Origin of the sequence: Streptomyces sp. HNM0575 (assembly GCF_012726265.1) — a bacterium.
Classification (GTDB): Bacteria; Actinomycetota; Actinomycetes; order Streptomycetales; family Streptomycetaceae; genus Streptomyces.
The window spans coordinates 1-15542 of the sequence record NZ_JAASAG010000009.1; the positions used below are offsets into that span (position 1 = coordinate 1).

At 70.7% G+C, this 15542-nt stretch carries 14 protein-coding genes, 2 tRNA genes and 1 pseudogene; 5 read left to right on the forward strand and 12 right to left on the reverse strand.

The annotated features are described in order from the left end of the window. Positions 1–410: 410 nt before the first annotated feature. The 4 genes from HCC61_RS20910 to pgsA all read right to left on the reverse strand — a co-directional run bounded on the left by HCC61_RS20910 (position 411) and on the right by pgsA (position 3922). Entirely contained in the window at positions 411–962 is a 552-nt protein-coding gene (locus HCC61_RS20910; protein WP_169137580.1) for a hypothetical protein, read from the reverse strand. 118 nt (positions 963–1080) lie between these two features. Beyond that, on the reverse strand, positions 1081–2241 hold the full coding sequence (locus HCC61_RS20915; RefSeq protein ID WP_169137582.1) for a glycosyltransferase family 4 protein: 1161 nt from the start codon (positions 2239–2241) through the stop codon (positions 1081–1083). Beyond that, entirely contained in the window at positions 2238–3284 is a 1047-nt protein-coding gene (locus HCC61_RS20920; RefSeq protein WP_169137584.1) for a phosphatidylinositol mannoside acyltransferase, read from the reverse strand. Before HCC61_RS20920 ends, HCC61_RS20915 begins: the two co-directional genes overlap by 4 nt. After that, positions 3281–3922: a phosphatidylinositol phosphate synthase gene (pgsA, locus tag HCC61_RS20925; protein ID WP_169137586.1), complete on the reverse strand. Its 642-nt coding sequence runs from the start codon at positions 3920–3922 to the stop codon at positions 3281–3283. Before pgsA ends, HCC61_RS20920 begins: the two co-directional genes overlap by 4 nt. A gap of 214 nt (positions 3923–4136) precedes the next feature. On the opposite strand from pgsA, the gene HCC61_RS20930 reads away from it, so the two are divergent. The 3 genes from HCC61_RS20930 to HCC61_RS20940 all read left to right on the forward strand — a co-directional run bounded on the left by HCC61_RS20930 (position 4137) and on the right by HCC61_RS20940 (position 8820). Further along, positions 4137–6335 (forward strand): elongation factor G-like protein EF-G2, encoded by a 2199-nt coding sequence (locus tag HCC61_RS20930; protein ID WP_169137588.1) that lies wholly within the window; start codon positions 4137–4139, stop codon positions 6333–6335. A gap of 125 nt (positions 6336–6460) precedes the next feature. Then, entirely contained in the window at positions 6461–8131 is a 1671-nt protein-coding gene (locus HCC61_RS20935; RefSeq protein ID WP_169137590.1) for a hypothetical protein, read from the forward strand. Next, positions 8128–8820 carry a hypothetical protein gene (locus tag HCC61_RS20940; RefSeq protein ID WP_346777310.1) on the forward strand — a complete coding sequence of 231 codons (693 nt, stop codon included), beginning with the start codon at positions 8128–8130 and terminating at the stop codon, positions 8818–8820. The genes HCC61_RS20935 and HCC61_RS20940 overlap by 4 nt, the downstream gene beginning before the upstream one ends. Positions 8821–8933: 113 nt before the next feature. Here the strand turns inward: HCC61_RS20940 and HCC61_RS20945 are convergent, their stop codons facing one another. From HCC61_RS20945 to HCC61_RS20970, 6 genes and pseudogenes are all read right to left on the reverse strand, one after another. After that, a complete protein-coding gene (locus HCC61_RS20945; RefSeq protein ID WP_169137592.1) occupies positions 8934–9491 on the reverse strand; it encodes an HIT domain-containing protein in 558 nt (185 codons plus the stop codon). Between the two features lie 60 nt (positions 9492–9551). Then, entirely contained in the window at positions 9552–11528 is a 1977-nt protein-coding gene (gene thrS / locus HCC61_RS20950; RefSeq protein ID WP_169137594.1) for a threonine--tRNA ligase, read from the reverse strand. Positions 11529–11778: 250 nt separating this feature from the next. Further along, positions 11779–11850 (reverse strand) — tRNA-Val (locus HCC61_RS20955). A gap of 33 nt (positions 11851–11883) precedes the next feature. After that, positions 11884–12372 carry an SRPBCC family protein gene (locus HCC61_RS20960; RefSeq protein WP_169137596.1) on the reverse strand — a complete coding sequence of 163 codons (489 nt, stop codon included), beginning with the start codon at positions 12370–12372 and terminating at the stop codon, positions 11884–11886. A gap of 301 nt (positions 12373–12673) precedes the next feature. Next, positions 12674–12745: transfer RNA gene (locus tag HCC61_RS20965), tRNA-Val, on the reverse strand. 92 nt (positions 12746–12837) lie between these two features. Further along, a pseudogene (locus HCC61_RS20970) lies at positions 12838–13152 on the reverse strand (TIGR02611 family protein); the annotation flags it as partial. Positions 13153–13342: 190 nt separating this feature from the next. Here HCC61_RS20970 and HCC61_RS20975 point away from each other — a divergent pair. Both HCC61_RS20975 and HCC61_RS20980 read left to right on the forward strand, forming a co-directional pair. After that, complete coding sequence (locus HCC61_RS20975; protein ID WP_003959770.1) at positions 13343–13756, forward strand: SsgA family sporulation/cell division regulator; 414 nt, start codon at positions 13343–13345, stop codon at positions 13754–13756. Positions 13757–13946: 190 nt separating this feature from the next. Next, the gene (locus tag HCC61_RS20980) at positions 13947–14516 is read left to right on the forward strand and encodes a CGNR zinc finger domain-containing protein (protein ID WP_169137600.1); all 570 of its coding nucleotides are present in this window, start codon (positions 13947–13949) and stop codon (positions 14514–14516) included. A gap of 64 nt (positions 14517–14580) precedes the next feature. Here the strand turns inward: HCC61_RS20980 and HCC61_RS20985 are convergent, their stop codons facing one another. Next, complete coding sequence (locus tag HCC61_RS20985) at positions 14581–14802, reverse strand: hypothetical protein (protein ID WP_169137578.1); 222 nt, start codon at positions 14800–14802, stop codon at positions 14581–14583. A gap of 166 nt (positions 14803–14968) precedes the next feature. After that, positions 14969–15469 (reverse strand): hypothetical protein, encoded by a 501-nt coding sequence (locus HCC61_RS20990; protein WP_169137602.1) that lies wholly within the window; start codon positions 15467–15469, stop codon positions 14969–14971. Positions 15470–15542 lie beyond the last annotated feature (73 nt).

The following is a 15542-nucleotide window of genomic DNA, read 5'->3' on the forward strand; positions in this document are numbered from 1 at the left end:
ACGCCGATGTCACTGGTGTCGATCACGTGCACTCTCCGGTCGTACCCGCCCGGCCGTCCCACGGCACCGATCGCCACATCCACATTACGAAGAGCCTCCCGACCTGCGAAGAAGCCGGTGGCCATGTCCCTAATCAGCGGTCTGTCAGTGCCTCCGGAACCGGTGACACCACCCCCCAGGCCATGCACTCGACAGGGGGACTCAGTCATGCCAGCTCCAGAGACCGGGAGCCCCGTTGCAGGGCCACGAAAAAGGTAATGGGGATGCTCCGGGAGCGCGGGCACGGGCGGCCAGTTGAACCGCCGCCGTCCCCGGCCGGTACGACGCTCGACGGCGCGCGACTGAGGTGCAGCGCTGCCACGCTGCCGGGAGGCCTGGGTGCCGCGCCGCGGGGAGGCCTGGGTGCCGCCCTACTGAGGCCCCCCGTTGCCCCGGTCCGCGAGCGCCGGCGGCGGCTCGTCGTCCATCTCGAACGCCAGCGGGAACGGCGCGTATCCGGCCAGCCGCAGCCAGCGGACGGTGCGATGACGCCGCAGCGCCCGTGCCGCGCGTACGGCGTCGTTGTGGAAGCGCCGCGCCATCGGCACCCGCCGTACGGCGGCCGCGAGTTCGACCGCGGCCTCCTCTCCTCCGGGCGCCGCCCGTACGGCCTCGACCTGGGCGCTCTCGCCGAAGACCGCGCGCAGCGCCTGGCTCAGCTCGCTCTCGGCGACCTCGCGCTGCTCCTCCGCGGCCTGCCGGGCGTCGTGCGCGGCCTGGTACAGGACGATCGACGCGGCCGGGTCGAGCACGCCCGCGGTGGCCAACTCCTGTGCGATGGAGGCCCGTCGGAGCAACTGCGCGTCGAGCGCCGCCCGCGCCGCGTCGATCCGGGCGTGCAGCCGGTCGAGGCGCCCGGCCGTCCAGCTGAGATAGACGCCGACGAGCAGCACCGCAACGGCGAGCAGGATCAGGGTGGTCATGGTGGGCATTGCTTCCGCGCTCTCCCTCGTTCTTCCCCTCGTCGCTCAATCGGGCGCCGTCCTACAGCGCGCGGCTTCCCGAGCCGCCGCCGTTCCTCAGCGGGCGCTCCGGCGGCGCTCAGTCACGAGCCAGGCCGAAGCGGGCGCGGAATCCGATGCGTTCGTCGGGCGAGACGGCGGCGGCGCCGTCGGTGACGGTCTCGTAGACGGCGAGGATGTCGGAGCCGACCGTGGACCAGTCGAAGCGGCGCACATGGCGGCTCCCGTACGCGCGGAGCGCCTGCCGCCGCTCCGGGTCGGACAGCAGCCGCACCGCGGCGTCCGCGAGGGCGCCGGCGTCCGCGTTGGGGAACAGCTCGCCGGCCTCTCCCCCGTCGAGTACCTGCGCGAAGGCGTCCAGGTCGCTGGCGAGCACGGGGGCACCGGAGGACATCGCCTCGACGAGGATGATCCCGAAGGACTCGCCGCCGGTGTTCGGCGCCACATACAGGTCGACGCTGCGCAGCAGCCGCGCCTTGTCCTCGTCGCTGATCATGCCGAGGAACTCCACCCGGTCCCGCATGCCCGCGGGCAGGTCCTCGACGGCCTCGTCCTCGTCGCCGCGCCCCGCGACCAGCAGCCGCGTGTCCGGCAGCGATTCGAGGATGCGCGGCAGGGCCTTCATCAGTACGGGAAGTCCCTTGCGCGGCTCGTCGATCCGCCCGATGAAGCCGATCGTGCCGCCCTGCCACTCCGCCTTGGGCTCGGCGCGCGCGAAGAAGTCGACGTCGACGCCGTTGGGGATGACGACCGCGTCGCCCCCCAGGTGTTCGACGAAGGTGCGGCGTGCGTACTCGCTGACCGCGATCCGCGCACTGATCTTCTCCAGCGCGGGCTGGAGGATCGGATACGCCGCGATCATCGCCCGCGAGCGCGGGTTGGAGGTGTGGAAGGTGGCGACGATCGGGCCCTGCGCCGCCCAGCAGGTGAGCAGGGCGAGGGAGGGCGTGGCGGGTTCGTGGATGTGCAGCACGTCGAAGGCGCCGTCGTGCACCCAGCGCCGTACGCGGGCGGCGGAGAGGAAGCCGAAGTTCAGGCGTGCGACGGAGCCGTTGTACGGGACGGGGACGGCGCGCCCCGCGGAGACCACGTAGGGCGGCAGGGGCGTCTCGTCGTCGGACGGCGCCAGGACCGAGACCTCGTGCCCGGCGGCGGCGAGATGCTCCGCCAGGTCCCGTACGTGGAACTGGACGCCGCCCGGCACGTCCCACGAGTACGGGCAGACGATCCCGATCCTCATGCCTCCCGCTCCTCCTCGGGGGCGGTGTGCGGACGCCCCGAAGTGCCGCTCGCCGCCGTGCCGTTGTCCGCCGTGCCGTTCCCCACAGTCTCGTTCCCCGCCGTACCGGCCTTCGCTGCCTCCTTCCCGTTCGGCGCCCCGTCACGCCGTGGCAGGTCCGCCAGCCACAGCCGCTGGAGCATGTGCCAGTCCTCTGGATGGTCCGCGATGCCCTCTTCGAAACGCTCCGCAACGGCCTGCGTCATCGCGGCCGTCTTCTCCTCCCGCGTGCCCTGCGCGGGGACTTCGACGGGCGGGTGGACCCTGCCCTCCATACGCGGCGACTCCCCGTACCAGAGAGTCACGGGCAGCAGCAGCGCCCCGGTCTGCTGGGCGAGCAGGGCGGGCCCGGCGGGCATCCGCGTGCGTTCGCCGAAGAAGGTCACCTCGACCCCGGACGACGACAGATCGCGGTCGGCGACGAGGCACACCAGGCCGCCGTCGCGCAGCCGCCGCGCGAGCGTGCCGAAGGCGCTGCCGCCCGAGTGCGGCAGCACCTCCATGCCCAGGCCCTCGCGGTAGGCGACGAAGCGGTCGAAGAGCGATTCGGGCTTCAGCCGTTCGACGACCGTGCTGAACGGCGTCTTCAGCGCCGTGGTGACATACGCCCCGGCCAGGTCCCAGTTGGCCAGGTGCGGCAGGGCGAGGATCACGCCGCGGTCGGAGGCGATGCCGTCGGTCAGCCGGTGCAGCTCGTGGATGTGGACGTTGTCCCGTATGTGCCGCTCACGCCACGCGGGCAGCCGGAACGACTCCATCCAGTACCGCAGGTACGAGCGCATCCCGGCCTGTGACAGCTGCCTGAGACGCTCGGACGAGGCGGCGGGCACGACCCGCGCCAGGTTCGCCTCCAGCTGCCGCACGCCCTTCCCGCGCTGCCTCCAGACGGTGTCCGCGATGGAACGGCCCAGCGCCGCCGCGACCGGTTCGGGCAGCCTGCGCACTCCGGCCCAGCCCAGTCCGTACAGCGAGTCGGTCAGCCGTTCACCGGGAGTGCTGCTCACGCGCCGGTCCCTTCCGCTTCCGCGGCCTCCCGCCGTACGGTCACAACCCGCTGCCCGAGCGTGACGAGGCTGCCGAGCGCCACGGCCCACAGCGCGACGGGCAGCAGCACCCCGATGTAGGGCACCCCGAAGATCGTGAAGCCCGAGAACCCGGTCAGGACCAGGGTGATGACGAGCCGCTCGGCGCGCTCCACGAGGCCGTTGACGTTCACCGGCAGCCCGATGCTCTCGCCGCGCGCCTTGGTGTACGAGACGACCTGACCGCTTGCGAGGCAGAAGATCGTCACCCCGCACATCAGGACGCTGTCGCCGCCGCCCGCGTACCACAGCGCGATCCCGCCGAAGACCGCCGCGTCCGCGACGCGGTCGAGCGTCGAGTCGAGGAAGGCGCCCCAGCGGCTGGAACGTCCCAACTGCCGTGCCATGTTGCCGTCGACGAGGTCGGAGAAGACGAACAGCGTGATGACGACGGTGCCCCAGAAGAACTCGCCGAGCGGGTAGAAGACCAGCGCTCCGGCGACCACGCCTCCGGTGCCGATCAGGGTGACCGTGTCCGGGCTCACTCCCAGCCGCAGCAGCATCGTCGCGAAGGGGGTGAGGACACGCGTGAAGAACGCACGCGCGTACTTGTTCAGCATGGTCGTCCCGTGGATCGATGGCGGGGCCGGCGGCGGGGTACGGCCTCCGGCGGGCCCATGTTAGCCAGGCTCGCAGGCCCCCGCGCCCAGGGTCCACGGGCCGCCCCGCCCTACGTATGGACGCGTGCCGGGTGCGGTGGAAAGCTCGAAGTAACGCGGTTTTCGCTTCGAAGCCAGACGGACCCCAGCAGGTGTCGACCGGAAGGCGGGACACATGGGCGACAAGGCGAGCACACACCCCGGAGCCGCCGGCAGGGCGGCGGCGGCCGGCCACCCCTCCAAACTGCGGAACGTGGTACTGGTCGGCCACAGCGGCTCGGGGAAGACCACCCTCGTCGAAGCACTCGCGCTGGCCTCCGGGTCGGTGACGAGAGCGGGCAGGGTGGAGGACGGCGGAACCCTCTCCGACTACGACGACATCGAGCACCGCCAGCACCGATCGGTGCAGCTCTCGCTGGTGCCGGTCGAGTGGGAGGGCATCAGGATCAACGTACTGGACACCCCCGGATATGCGGATTTCGTCGGGGAGTTGAGGGCCGGTCTGCGTGCGGCGGACGCGGCCCTCTTCGTCGTCTCGGCGGCCGACGGCGTCGACGGCGCGACCAGGCTCGTATGGGAGGAGTGCGCGTCCGTGGGGATGCCGCGGGCGATCGTCGTGACCCATCTCGACGCCGCACGCGCCGACTTCGAGGACATGGTGTCGGTGTGCCAGCGCGAGTTCGGCGGTGACGACCCCGACGCCGTGATCCCGCTGTATCTGCCGCTGCGCGGCGAGCAGGGCGCCGACGGCCAGGCACCCGTAGAGGGGCTGATCGGCCTGCTCTCCCAGCGCGTCTACGACTACTCCTCGGGCGCGCGCACCGAACGCGACCCCGATCAGGGCCGGTTGCCGCAGATCGAGGAGTCCCGTAACAGGCTCATCGAGGGGATCATCTCCGAGAGCGAGGACGAGACCCTCATGGACCGCTACCTCGGCGGCGAGGAGTGCGAGGTCCCGACCCTGATCGAGGATCTGGAGAAGGCCGTCGCCCGCGGCGTCTTCCACCCGGTGCTCGCCGCCGCCCCCGCCGCGGAGGGCGCGAAGCACGGAGTCGGCACCCTGGAGCTGCTGGAGCTGATCACGGGCGGCTTCCCGTCGCCCCCCGAGCGCGAGATCCCCGCCGTCACCACACCCGAGGGCAAGCCGCAGCCGGCGCTGACCTGCGACCCCGACGGCCCGCTGGCCGCCGAGGTGGTAAAGACCTCCTCCGACCCGTACGTGGGCCGCATCTCACTCGTACGTGTCTTCTCCGGCACTCTGCGTCCCGACGAGACGGTGCACGTCTCGGGGCACGGACTTGAGGACCGCGGCCACGAGGACCACGACGTGGACGAGCGCATCGGAGCGCTCTCGGCGCCCTTCGGCAAGCAGCAGCGACCGCTGTCCAAGGCCGTCGCCGGCGACCTCGCGTGCGTGGCGAAGCTGAACCGCGCCGAGACCGGCGACACCCTCTCCTCCAAGGACGCCCCGCTGCTGATGGAGCCGTGGGTGATGCCGGACCCGCTGCTGCCCGTGGCCATCGCGGCGCACACCAAGGCCGACGAGGACAAGCTGTCGCACGGGCTGTCGCGGCTCGTCGCCGAGGACCCGACGATGCGTCTCGAGCAGAACCCCGACACCCATCAGCTCGTGCTGTGGTGCCTCGGCGAGGCGCACACGGGCGTGGCCCTGGAGCGGCTGCGCAGCCGCTACGGCGTCAACGTCGACTCGGTGGACCACAAGGTGTCGCTGCGGGAGACCTTCGCCGAGCAGGCGGAGGGGCGCGGACGGCACGTCAAACAGTCGGGCGGGCACGGGCAGTTCGCGATATGCGAGATCACCGTCGAGCCGCTGCCGGGCGGCAGCGGCATCGAGTTCGTGGACAAGGTCGTCGGCGGGGCCGTGCCACGGCAGTTCATCCCGTCGGTCGAGAAGGGCGTACGGGCGCAGGCCGCCAAGGGCGTGGCCGCCGGCTATCCGCTGGTGGACTTCCGCGTGACCCTGCACGACGGCAAGGCCCACTCCGTGGACTCCTCCGACGCGGCGTTCCAGACCGCTGGCGCGCTGGCGCTGCGCGAGTGCGCGGCGAAGGCCCGTATCCATCTGCTGGAGCCCGTCGCGGAGTTGGAGGTCGACGTGGAGGACGAGTACGTCGGCTCCGTGATGAGCGATCTGTCCGGGCGCCGGGGCAAGGTCTCCGGCACGGAGCAGGCGTCCGACGGGCACACGCTCGTACGTGCGCAGATCCCGGAGATCGAGATCAGCCGGTACGCGGTGGAGCTGCGGTCGCTGTCCCACGGCACGGGCCGCTTCGCCCGCTCGTACGCCTGCCACGAGCCGATGCCGCAGCACCTGGCCGGCAAGATCCTGGAAGCCGCACAGAACGGCGGCTGACTGCGGCTACGCTGGACAAAGGCGCGTGAAAAGGTGTGCCGGCCACGGCAGTTGGGAATAGGCCGTGGTCGGCAGCGCGCGTGCGCGGGCAGGGCAGCGCCGAGGCTTGAGGGAGTGGGGGCTCAGTGGCCGGGTTCGAGGATTTCGAGGGGATCGAGGCCGCGTCCGACTTCAGTCCGGGCGCCCAGGTGCCCCTCTCGGGCTCCGGCGGGCAGACGGCGGCCACCCAGGCCCTCGCCTCCGCCGCGTACCGGGACGACGCCGTCACCGATCTGATCGCCGCGAACGACGGGGCGTCGGTGAAGCCGCCGAAGCTGTCGCTCTTCGAGCCGAACCTGGGCGAGGCGTTCTCACGCGCCGTGCAGGTGCGGCTCCTCGGTGGCGCACGCAAGGCGCTCATCCAGTCCTTCGGCATCGAGCCGCAGACGGTGGTCGAGCACTGCCTGGCCGCCACCCGCATACGCAAGGACCGCGACACCCGGCTCACCGTGATCATGGTCATCTTCGGGGTGCTGTTCCTGCCGGGGACGCTGCTGTGGCTGCTGGCCTTCCAGCTGCGCCGTGCCATCGCCGGCGCGCAGAACAAGCGCATGGGCGGCTTCGGCATCGCGGCCATGGCGGCGCTGGGCGCGCTGGCCGTGCTGTTCATGGTCAAGCTCCCCTTCGACGGCCTGCTCGCCGTCTACCTCCGCGTCATGTTCGTCGCCCCGATCGTGGGCTGGCTGTGGGCGAAGCAGGTCTGTGAGCGCTCCGCCAAGATGCTCCGCGGGCAGTGGGAGCTGCTGCTCGGCGGCAGCGGCGTCGGCGCGAAGATCCCCGAGGCCGTGCCGCAGGACCCGGGCGACGCCGGCGCCGAACGCATCCGGCTGGGCCTGGCGAAGCTCAGCGCCGAGCAGGCCAGCAACCTCGTCTACTACGCGGGCCCCAAGGGGATACTCGGCATGGGCACCCGCTGGGGCAGCTGGCAGCTCGCCGAGGAGCTGGTCCCGAAGGACCCCGAGGCGGACATCAACCCGTTCCGCAGCTGGGACGTCGTACGCGCCATCTACGACCAGCTGCGGATGCTGGAGCGCGGACCGCTGCACACCGGCGGCTTCCCCAAGCCCTCCATACGCCACTGGATCGTCTCCCCCATCGGCGAGGGCGCCAAGGAGGTCAAGCGCCCCGAGGGCCAGGAGGTCGAGGGCTACCGGATCAAGGACTTCGAGATACAGCGCATCTGCAACGAGCAGCAGTTCGGCAGCGGCAACAGGCACTATCTCGGCGTCCAGTTCGTGCTGTGGGACGGCCAGTTGGTGATCACGCTGCTGATCACGGTGACGGTGCTCCACCACACGCTGCGCATCGAGGTCACGGGCCACGCCCTGGGGCCGGTGCATCCGCTGTTCACCACGAAGCCCAAGGCGAAGACCAAGGAGGTCTCCAAGAGCGTGAAGTTCTGGGAGACCAGGGAGGTCAAGCTGCCGCTGGTGCACGCCCGCGAGGTCGTGCGGCTCGCCGCCCGCGCGCCGCTCACGTGGTTCCCGCCGGTGCTCGACTTCCTCGGCGGCAAGCTGAACCTGCCGGAGCCCTTCGGACTGCGGCACTCGTGGGCGGACAAGCCGTGGCGCCACCGCTTCATGGCCGACGACGCGCTGCGCGCCGCCACGCCGGTGCTGCGGGTCGTCCACGCGGCGGCCATGCGCGTACTGGAGGAGAACGGCTGCAACACCGAGCAGTTCGGGGCCCGTTCGCTCGTCCTCAGCGGCCAGGTGCAGGCCGCGGCGCCCACGAAGGCCGACGCCTACGACGCATGACCCCGCCCGCGACGAGCGGCGGCACCCCTGGCGCGGACCGCTCCGACGACGCTGCCGGACCCACCGGCCGTGCCGGTCATAGCGATCCCGCGGCCTCCCCCGGCGTCCCGGACCACGTCCCGGACCACCGGTCCGTCGCCGCGGCGGTGTCCGAGATGGTCGGCGTGCTCGGACGTCACGAGGCGGAGGACTGGACGGTACGAGCGGGCACGCTCGACTGGAGCTGCCTGGAGACCGCCGCGCACATCGCACACGACCTGCTCGCCTACGCGGGCCAGGTGACCGCCGCGCCCTCCGACGCCTATCTCCCCTTCGACCTGGTCGTCCGCCCGGCGGCCTCCCCCGCCGACACCCTGCGTACCGTCACCGCCTGCGGACGTCTGCTCAGCGGCGCGCTGGCCACGGCCGGCCCCGGACTGCGCGCCTGGCACTGGGGGCCGTGCGACGTCACGGGCTTCGCGGCCATGGGCGTGGCGGAGACCCTGCTGCACACACACGACATCACCGGAGGACTGGGGGTGCCATGGGCGCCGCCGAGTGCACTGTGCGCGGTAGTCCTCGGCCGCCTCTTCCCCGACGCCCCGTCCGGCGACCCCGTGGAGGTGCTGCTGTGGTGCACCGGACGCGGGGAGTTGGAGGGCCGCCCCCGCCGCACCTCGTGGACGTGGCGGGCGGCGCTCCCGGGCTGACCCGCACCGCGCCCCGCACCACGCCCTGAGTGGGCGCGCTCCTACTTCGACGCGCCGCCCGACGCCGCCACCGGCTCCGCCGCCCGCCCGCCCCGGAGGCCCGCCGGAGGCCCCTAGTCCTGCCACGCCTCCGCGAGCATCGTGCGGGTCTCCGCGAGGAGTTGGGGCAGCACCCGCGTATGCCCCACGACCGGCATGAAGTTGGTGTCGCCGCCCCACCTCGGCACGACGTGCTGATGCAGATGCGCGGCGATGCCCGCACCCGCCACCGACCCCTGGTTCATGCCGATGTTGAAGCCCTGCGCCGCGGACGCGACCCGCAGCGTCTTCATCGCGCGCTTGGTGAACTCCGCCAGCTCGCCCGTCTCCTCGTCCGTCAGCTGCGGATAGTCGGCGACGTGCCGGAACGGTACGACCATGAGGTGCCCGCCGTTGTACGGGTAGAGGTTGAGCACCGCGTAGACGTGCTCGCCGCGGGCGAGGATCAGCCCGTCCTCGTCGCTCTTCGCCGGGATCGCACAGAAGGGACAGCCGTCGTCCGCGCCGGGGCCGGTGGGCTTGTTCTCACCCTGGATGTACGCCATGCGGTGCGGTGTCCACAGGCGCTGGAACGCATCCGGCGTCCCGACCCCGATCTGCTGTTCCGGCTCGCTCGTCATGCGGGCCAGCATAGGACTCTCCAGGTACGGGGCAGGGCCCCAGGGGGGACCCCAGGAACCCTGCCCACGCGGCTACGAGTGCTGTGCCGCGGCCTCGAGCAGCTCCGCGACCGCCTCGTTCTGCGGTACGCCGTTCTTCTGCGTACCGTCGCGGTAGCGGAAGGAGACGGCCCCGGCGGAGACGTCCTCGTCCCCCGCGATGATCATGAACGGCACCTTGGACTTCTGCGCGTTGCGGATCTTCTTCTGCATCCGGTCCGCGGAGGAGTCCACTTCGATGCGCAGGCCCTTCTTCTTCGCCTCCGCCGCGAACTCCTGTAGATACGGCACATGCGTGTCCCCGATCGGGATGCACACGGCCTGCACGGGCGCCAGCCACGTCGGGAACGCCCCCGCGTAGTGCTCCAGCAGCACCGCGAAGAACCGCTCGATCGAGCCGAAGAGAGCCCGGTGGATCATCACGGGCTGCTGCCTGGAACCGTCTGCCGCCGTGTACTCCAGCGCGAACCGCTTCGGCTGCTGGAAGTCGACCTGGATCGTGGACATCTGCCAGGTCCGCCCGATGGCGTCCTTGGCCTGCACGGAGATCTTCGGCCCGTAGTACGCGGCGCCGCCGGGGTCCATCACCAGCTCCAGGCCCTGCTTGCCCGCGGCCTCGCGCAGCGCCTCGGTGGCCTCCTCCCACTCCTCGGGCTCCCCGATGAACTTCGGGTTTCCCTCCTCGCGGGTCGACAGCTCCAGATAGAAGTCGTTGAGCCCGTAGTCCCGCAGCAGGTCCAGCACGAAGGTGAGCAGGCCGTCCAGCTCCTCCGGCATCTGCTCCTTGGTGCAGTAGATGTGCGAGTCGTCCTGGGTGAAGCCGCGGGCCCGGGTGAGGCCGTGCACCACGCCCGACTTCTCGTAGCGGTAGACCGTCCCGAACTCGAAGAGCCGCAGCGGCAGTTCACGGTACGAGCGGCCACGCGCCTTGAAGATCAGGTTGTGCATCGGGCAGTTCATGGCCTTGAGCCGGTAGTCCTGCCCCTCGAACTCCAGGGGCGGGAACATCGACTCCCCGTAGTTCGGCAGATGGCCCGAGGTCTCGAACAGCCCCTGCTTGGAGATGTGCGGGGTGTTGACGAACTCGTAGCCCGACTCCTCGTGCCGCTGCCGCGAGTAGTCCTCCATCACCTTGCGTACGACGCCGCCCTTGGGATGGAAGACGGCCAGCCCCGAACCCAGCTCCTCCGGAATGGAGAACAGGTCCAGCTCGGCCCCGAGCTTGCGGTGGTCGCGCTTCTCGGCCTCCGCGAGGAACTCCAGATACGCCTTCAGCTCGTCCTTGGTCGGCCACGCGGTGCCGTAGATGCGCTGAAGCTGCTTGTTCTTCTCGCTGCCCCGCCAGTACGCGGCGGCGCTGCGCATCAGCTTGAACGCCGGGATCGCCCGGGTCGACGGCAGATGCGGGCCGCGGCACAGGTCCTTCCAGCACAGCTCGCCGGACTTGGCGTCCAGGTTGTCGTAGATGGTCAGTTCACCCGCGCCGACCTCCGCGGAGGCACCCTCGGCCGCCTCGGCCGCGGAGCCCTTCAGCCCGATCAGCTCCAGCTTGTACGGCTCGTCCGCGAGCTCCGCGCGCGCGTCCTCGTCGGTGGTGACGCGACGCGAGAAGCGCTGCCCCTGCTTCTGGATCTGCTGCATCTTCTTCTCGATGAGCTTGAGATCGTCGGGGGTGAAGGGCTCGGGCACGTCGAAGTCGTAGTAGAAGCCGTCCCGTACGGGCGGCCCGATGCCGAGCTTGGCCCGGGGGAAGAGCTCCTGCACCGCCTGCGCCATGACGTGGGCAGTGGAGTGCCGAAGGATGTCGAGCCCGTCCTGGCTGGTCAGCTCGACGGGCTCGACCTCGTCGCCCTCGACCGGCTCGTACGCCAGGTCCTTCAGCTCGCCCGCGACCCGCGCGGCCACGACGGAGCGCTCCCCCTCGAAGAGCGCGGCGGCCGTCGTGCCCGTCGTCACCACGCGCTCTTCCCGCTCGGAATCGCGTTTGATGATCACACGGACATCGGTCACCGGTCTCTCCTGACTGTCGTTCCCGCGAAGCGCCGACGGACGTCGTCGTGCGCAGCTCGAATCGTACCGAGAGCACTCCCCTTCCCGCGAAACGGTTACGTCCCGCCCCGCTCGCGGGAGCGCCCCCGCAGGCACCCGCCGGCCCGCCTCACAGCGGTGCACGCGCAGCACGAACTGACGCCGCCGGGCAGGGAGTTGAGGCACAACGAAAGACCGGCCCGTCTGCTGACGGACCGGTCTGAAAAACACGTGGGCGATACTGGGTTCGAACCAGTGACCTCTTCGGTGTGAACGAAGCGCTCTCCCGCTGAGCTAATCGCCCGCTAGCGGCACGTGCAGAACCATACAGTGCCGCTCAGTCATCGACCAAACCCCTCCTGAGCCGCCGCTCCAGACCCCGTTGCCCGGCCCGCATCATCAGCGCGTGGTTGGCTCTGAACAACGGCCGCGCGGGAAGCGCCAGCCTGCGCAGCAGCGGCCTGCGGACCTCCACTTGCTGCTCGTACACGGCGACGGCCCCACCGGAACGCGACCCCCCATCGCCGCCCGCATCTCCCGTCACGGTCCAGCGCGCCCAGCCCGCCACGTCCCCGTCGATCTCCATCTCCAGTACGCCGGCGGCCGGATCGTGCCGTGCCGCCCTTCCCGTGATCCACAGATCCAGCGGCAGTACGGAACGGATGCGCGCCCTCCCCACCGACTCCTCCAGCGCGTGCACCTCCCGCACTTGGGGCCACCAGACCGGGTACTCCTCCGCACGCTCCAGCACCGCATAGACCTCTTCCGGGGACGCGTCGAGGCGCCAGACGCTGCGGAAGACGAAGCGGTGGCGGCTGGAGGTCATCGCTGCTCCCCTCACGAGGCTCGCCGCGGACCGCCGTTCGCACCCGGTGCCCGCACTTCCCGCGCGCATCCTGTCACGCGACCCGGACCGCACCGACGGGACTCGTCGCCGAATTCGTCTCTCACGGAAGCGACTTCACTTCTTGTCGCACAGCAGGAAAGCGGACCCGCTTAATTACCGATGAAGTGAATTCCCGCCGCCTCTCCCGTTCCAGAGGGAAACTCACCTCGAAGCGCCGGCCGCGCACCCGTACAAGCACAAAACCGGGGCCCGGCTTTCGCCCGGACCCCGGCAGAAGCGGTGGGCGATACTGGGTTCGAACCAGTGGCCTCTTCGGTGTGAACGAAGCGCTCTCCCACTGAGCTAATCGCCCGCTGCGCGCGCAAGATTACCGTATGTCAGACGGTGCTCATGACCGTGCTCAAGCCTGCACAGCCGACCCCGCGCGCACCCCCGCCGCTAGCGAAGCCGCACCGACTCCTTGCGCCGCCGGCGCTCCAGACGCCTGGCCTTCAGCCAGTGCGTCCACTCCAGCACCTGCCGCTTCGTCCAGTGCAGCACGCGCTGTGCCCAGGGGAACTCCGTCGCCCACAGTCCGATGCCGGCGAAGATGATCAGCCACCCCGGACCGGGCAGCGGCAGCAGCACCACCCCGCCGGCGACGATCGCCAGCCCGAGAAGGAAGATCACCACCTGCCAGCTGCGGTGCAGGGGCCTCGACGCTTTGATGAACCGCGGGGCCCGTGAACCCAGGGGTCTCCGGTCACTCTCTGCGTACATATCCCCAACGTAACCGACTCCGGCGCCGTCACCGGAATAGCCGTACGGCATAAAAACGCCACAGGCCATATCAAGGGCTGTATTACTCGCAAAACGGTCAGAGGGGTTTACAACCGACGAGTACGTGGCATGTCGATTTCGCCGACGTGCGAACCCCCGAGCGCACACTGAGCGAAAGGCCCTGGCGCTTATGAACACCACGGTCAGCTGCGAGCTGCACCTGCGCCTCGTTGTTTCGAGCGAGTCATCACTGCCGGTACCCGCGGGGCTGCGGTACGACACGGCCGATCCCTATGCCGTCCACGCCACCTTCCACACCGGCGCCGAGGAGACCGTCGAGTGGGTCTTCGCGCGCGATCTCCTCGCCGAGGGCCTGCACAGGCCCACCGGCACCGGAGACGTCCGTGTATGGCCCTCACGGAGCCACGGCCAAGGAGTCGTCTGCATCGCCCTCAGCTCTCCGGAGGGCGAGGCTCTGCTCGAGGCCCCGGCGCGGGCCCTGGAGTCCTTCCTCAAGCGAACCGACGCGGCCGTGCCACCCGGCACCGAGCACCGACACTTCGACCTCGACACAGAGCTCTCGCACATCCTCGCTGAGAGCTGACCCACCGGTCCTGCGCAGCCGTCCGACTCGGGGCGACGGCTGCGCCTCCCTCGGCTCAGCACGGCACGCACCACGACGCCGTCACCCTCGGACCCGGCTCCACCGGGCTCCGGCGGTGGCGGCGTCGCCGTGTGGCGCAGGCGTTAGTCTCTGCGCACCGGACCCGTCGGTCAGACCCGAGGAGCGACCCGTGCAGATCAACCACGACACCCGGTGCGCGCTCGACGAGGTTGTGGACCTGCTCAACACCGCGACCGACGGCGACCAGCCCGATCTGCTCCTCTCCGTGGCCGACCTCGGCGCGTACGTGGAGCGGAACAGTCTCAGTGACGTGGGGAAGCTGACCGAGGACGATCTGGGCGCGGTGCGGTCGGTGCGGGAACGCTTCGCGGAGGTCTTCGAGGCGGGCGAGGACCGTACGGCGGCGGGGCTGGTCAACGCGCTGGTGGCCGAGGCGGGGACGACACCGCAGCTCACGGACCACGACGGCTACGACTGGCACGTGCACTACTTCGCGCCCGGTGCCTCGGTCGCCCACCACCTGGCCGCGGACGGCGGGATGGCTCTCGCCTTCATCATCGTCTCCGGCGAGCGGGACCGGCTGCGCAGGTGTGCGGCGCCGGACTGCCGGCGTGCGTTCGTCGATCTCTCGCGGAACCGTTCACGGCGCTACTGCGACAGCCGTACGTGCGGGAACCGGCTGCACGTGGCGGCGTACCGCGCGCGTCAGCGGGAGTCCGCGGAGACGGCACAGGGCTGAGGGGGCGTACGGCAGACCGCCGCGTACGGCGCTCAGTTCAGGCGGCACGCAGTTCGGACCGTGCTCAGTTGAACAGGAGGTCGTGCGCGCCGGTGATCGCGAGGAGCAGCGCGATGAACGCCAGGAAGAACATCAGCGGCGGCTGGGAGATCGCGTACAGGCAGCCTTTGTGCTCCGGCAGCGGCGCCTCCGGCAGCACCGGGACGTGGTGGACGGGGTGTGCGGTCGCGGCTGGCGCGGAGGGCGGCTCGGCGAGCTCGGCCGGGGGATTCGGCGTCATGTCCATCTCGCGGTGATGATTACGCAGCCCGCACCCCGGTGATGGTCAACACGCCCACGGCACGGTGGAGTTCACGGGTCCTGCCGGTGCCGTGAAGGGGAACGTGATAGATGGCGGCCGGGTGGGCGCGGCTGCGGATGCTGTGCGCTGACGGTCCTGTCGGATCGGTACGTCAGATGCCGTGCTTCTTGAGGATGGCCTCGATGTCGGAGAAGTCGTCGTCACCGGCGGAGGCCTGGTCCTGCTTGCCCGGCGCGGGTTTTCGCTCCTGCCCCGCCGGCGCCGCCGTACCGCTGCCGAGGGCGGGAGTGCTCGCCGTACCGGACGCGGCGGCGCGGCCGGGGGCGGACGCTGCGGCGCGAGGCTGCTCGGCGGCCCTGCCGCGCGAGCGCTTCCCGGCGAGACGTCCCACGACGTACAGCACGAACGCGACGGCGAGGACCGCGAAGCCCGCCCAGACCGTGGGCTTGAGCACGAGGTCCGCCGCCCAGGTGCCGACCGCCTTGCCGATCTTCCCGGCGAGGCCGGCGAGACCCGACATGGCCAGTCCGACCGGCACCAGCGCGAACGCCGCGATGCGGGTGGCGGCGGCGAAGCGCCGCCGGAAGGCCGTCAGGAAGGCGACGGCCAGGCCGGCTGCGGAGAGCGCGGCGCACACGGTCGTGGTCAGCATGTCTCCATCTTGCTACGTGCCGACGTGGGAGGCCACGGCGGTACCTGGATTCAGGGAGATCTCGGGGTCCTGA

Bases quoted from the DNA above. Each gene is read 5' to 3' on its own strand.
- HCC61_RS20910 (WP_169137580.1), bottom strand. From the start codon at position 962: ATGACCACCCTGATCCTGCTCGCCGTTGCGGTGCTGCTCGTCGGCGTC.
- HCC61_RS20915 (WP_169137582.1), bottom strand. From the start codon at position 2,241: ATGAGGATCGGGATCGTCTGCCCGTACTCGTGGGACGTGCCGGGCGGC.
- pgsA (WP_169137586.1), bottom strand. From the start codon at position 3,922: ATGCTGAACAAGTACGCGCGTGCGTTCTTCACGCGTGTCCTCACCCCC.
- HCC61_RS20930 (WP_169137588.1), top strand. From the start codon at position 4,137: ATGGGCGACAAGGCGAGCACACACCCCGGAGCCGCCGGCAGGGCGGCG.
- HCC61_RS20940 (WP_346777310.1), top strand. From the start codon at position 8,128: ATGACCCCGCCCGCGACGAGCGGCGGCACCCCTGGCGCGGACCGCTCC.
- HCC61_RS20945 (WP_169137592.1), bottom strand. From the start codon at position 9,491: ATGCTGGCCCGCATGACGAGCGAGCCGGAACAGCAGATCGGGGTCGGG.
- HCC61_RS20960 (WP_169137596.1), bottom strand. From the start codon at position 12,372: ATGACCTCCAGCCGCCACCGCTTCGTCTTCCGCAGCGTCTGGCGCCTC.
- HCC61_RS20975 (WP_003959770.1), top strand. From the start codon at position 13,343: ATGAACACCACGGTCAGCTGCGAGCTGCACCTGCGCCTCGTTGTTTCG.
- HCC61_RS20985 (WP_169137578.1), bottom strand. From the start codon at position 14,802: ATGGACATGACGCCGAATCCCCCGGCCGAGCTCGCCGAGCCGCCCTCC.
- HCC61_RS20990 (WP_169137602.1), bottom strand. From the start codon at position 15,469: ATGCTGACCACGACCGTGTGCGCCGCGCTCTCCGCAGCCGGCCTGGCC.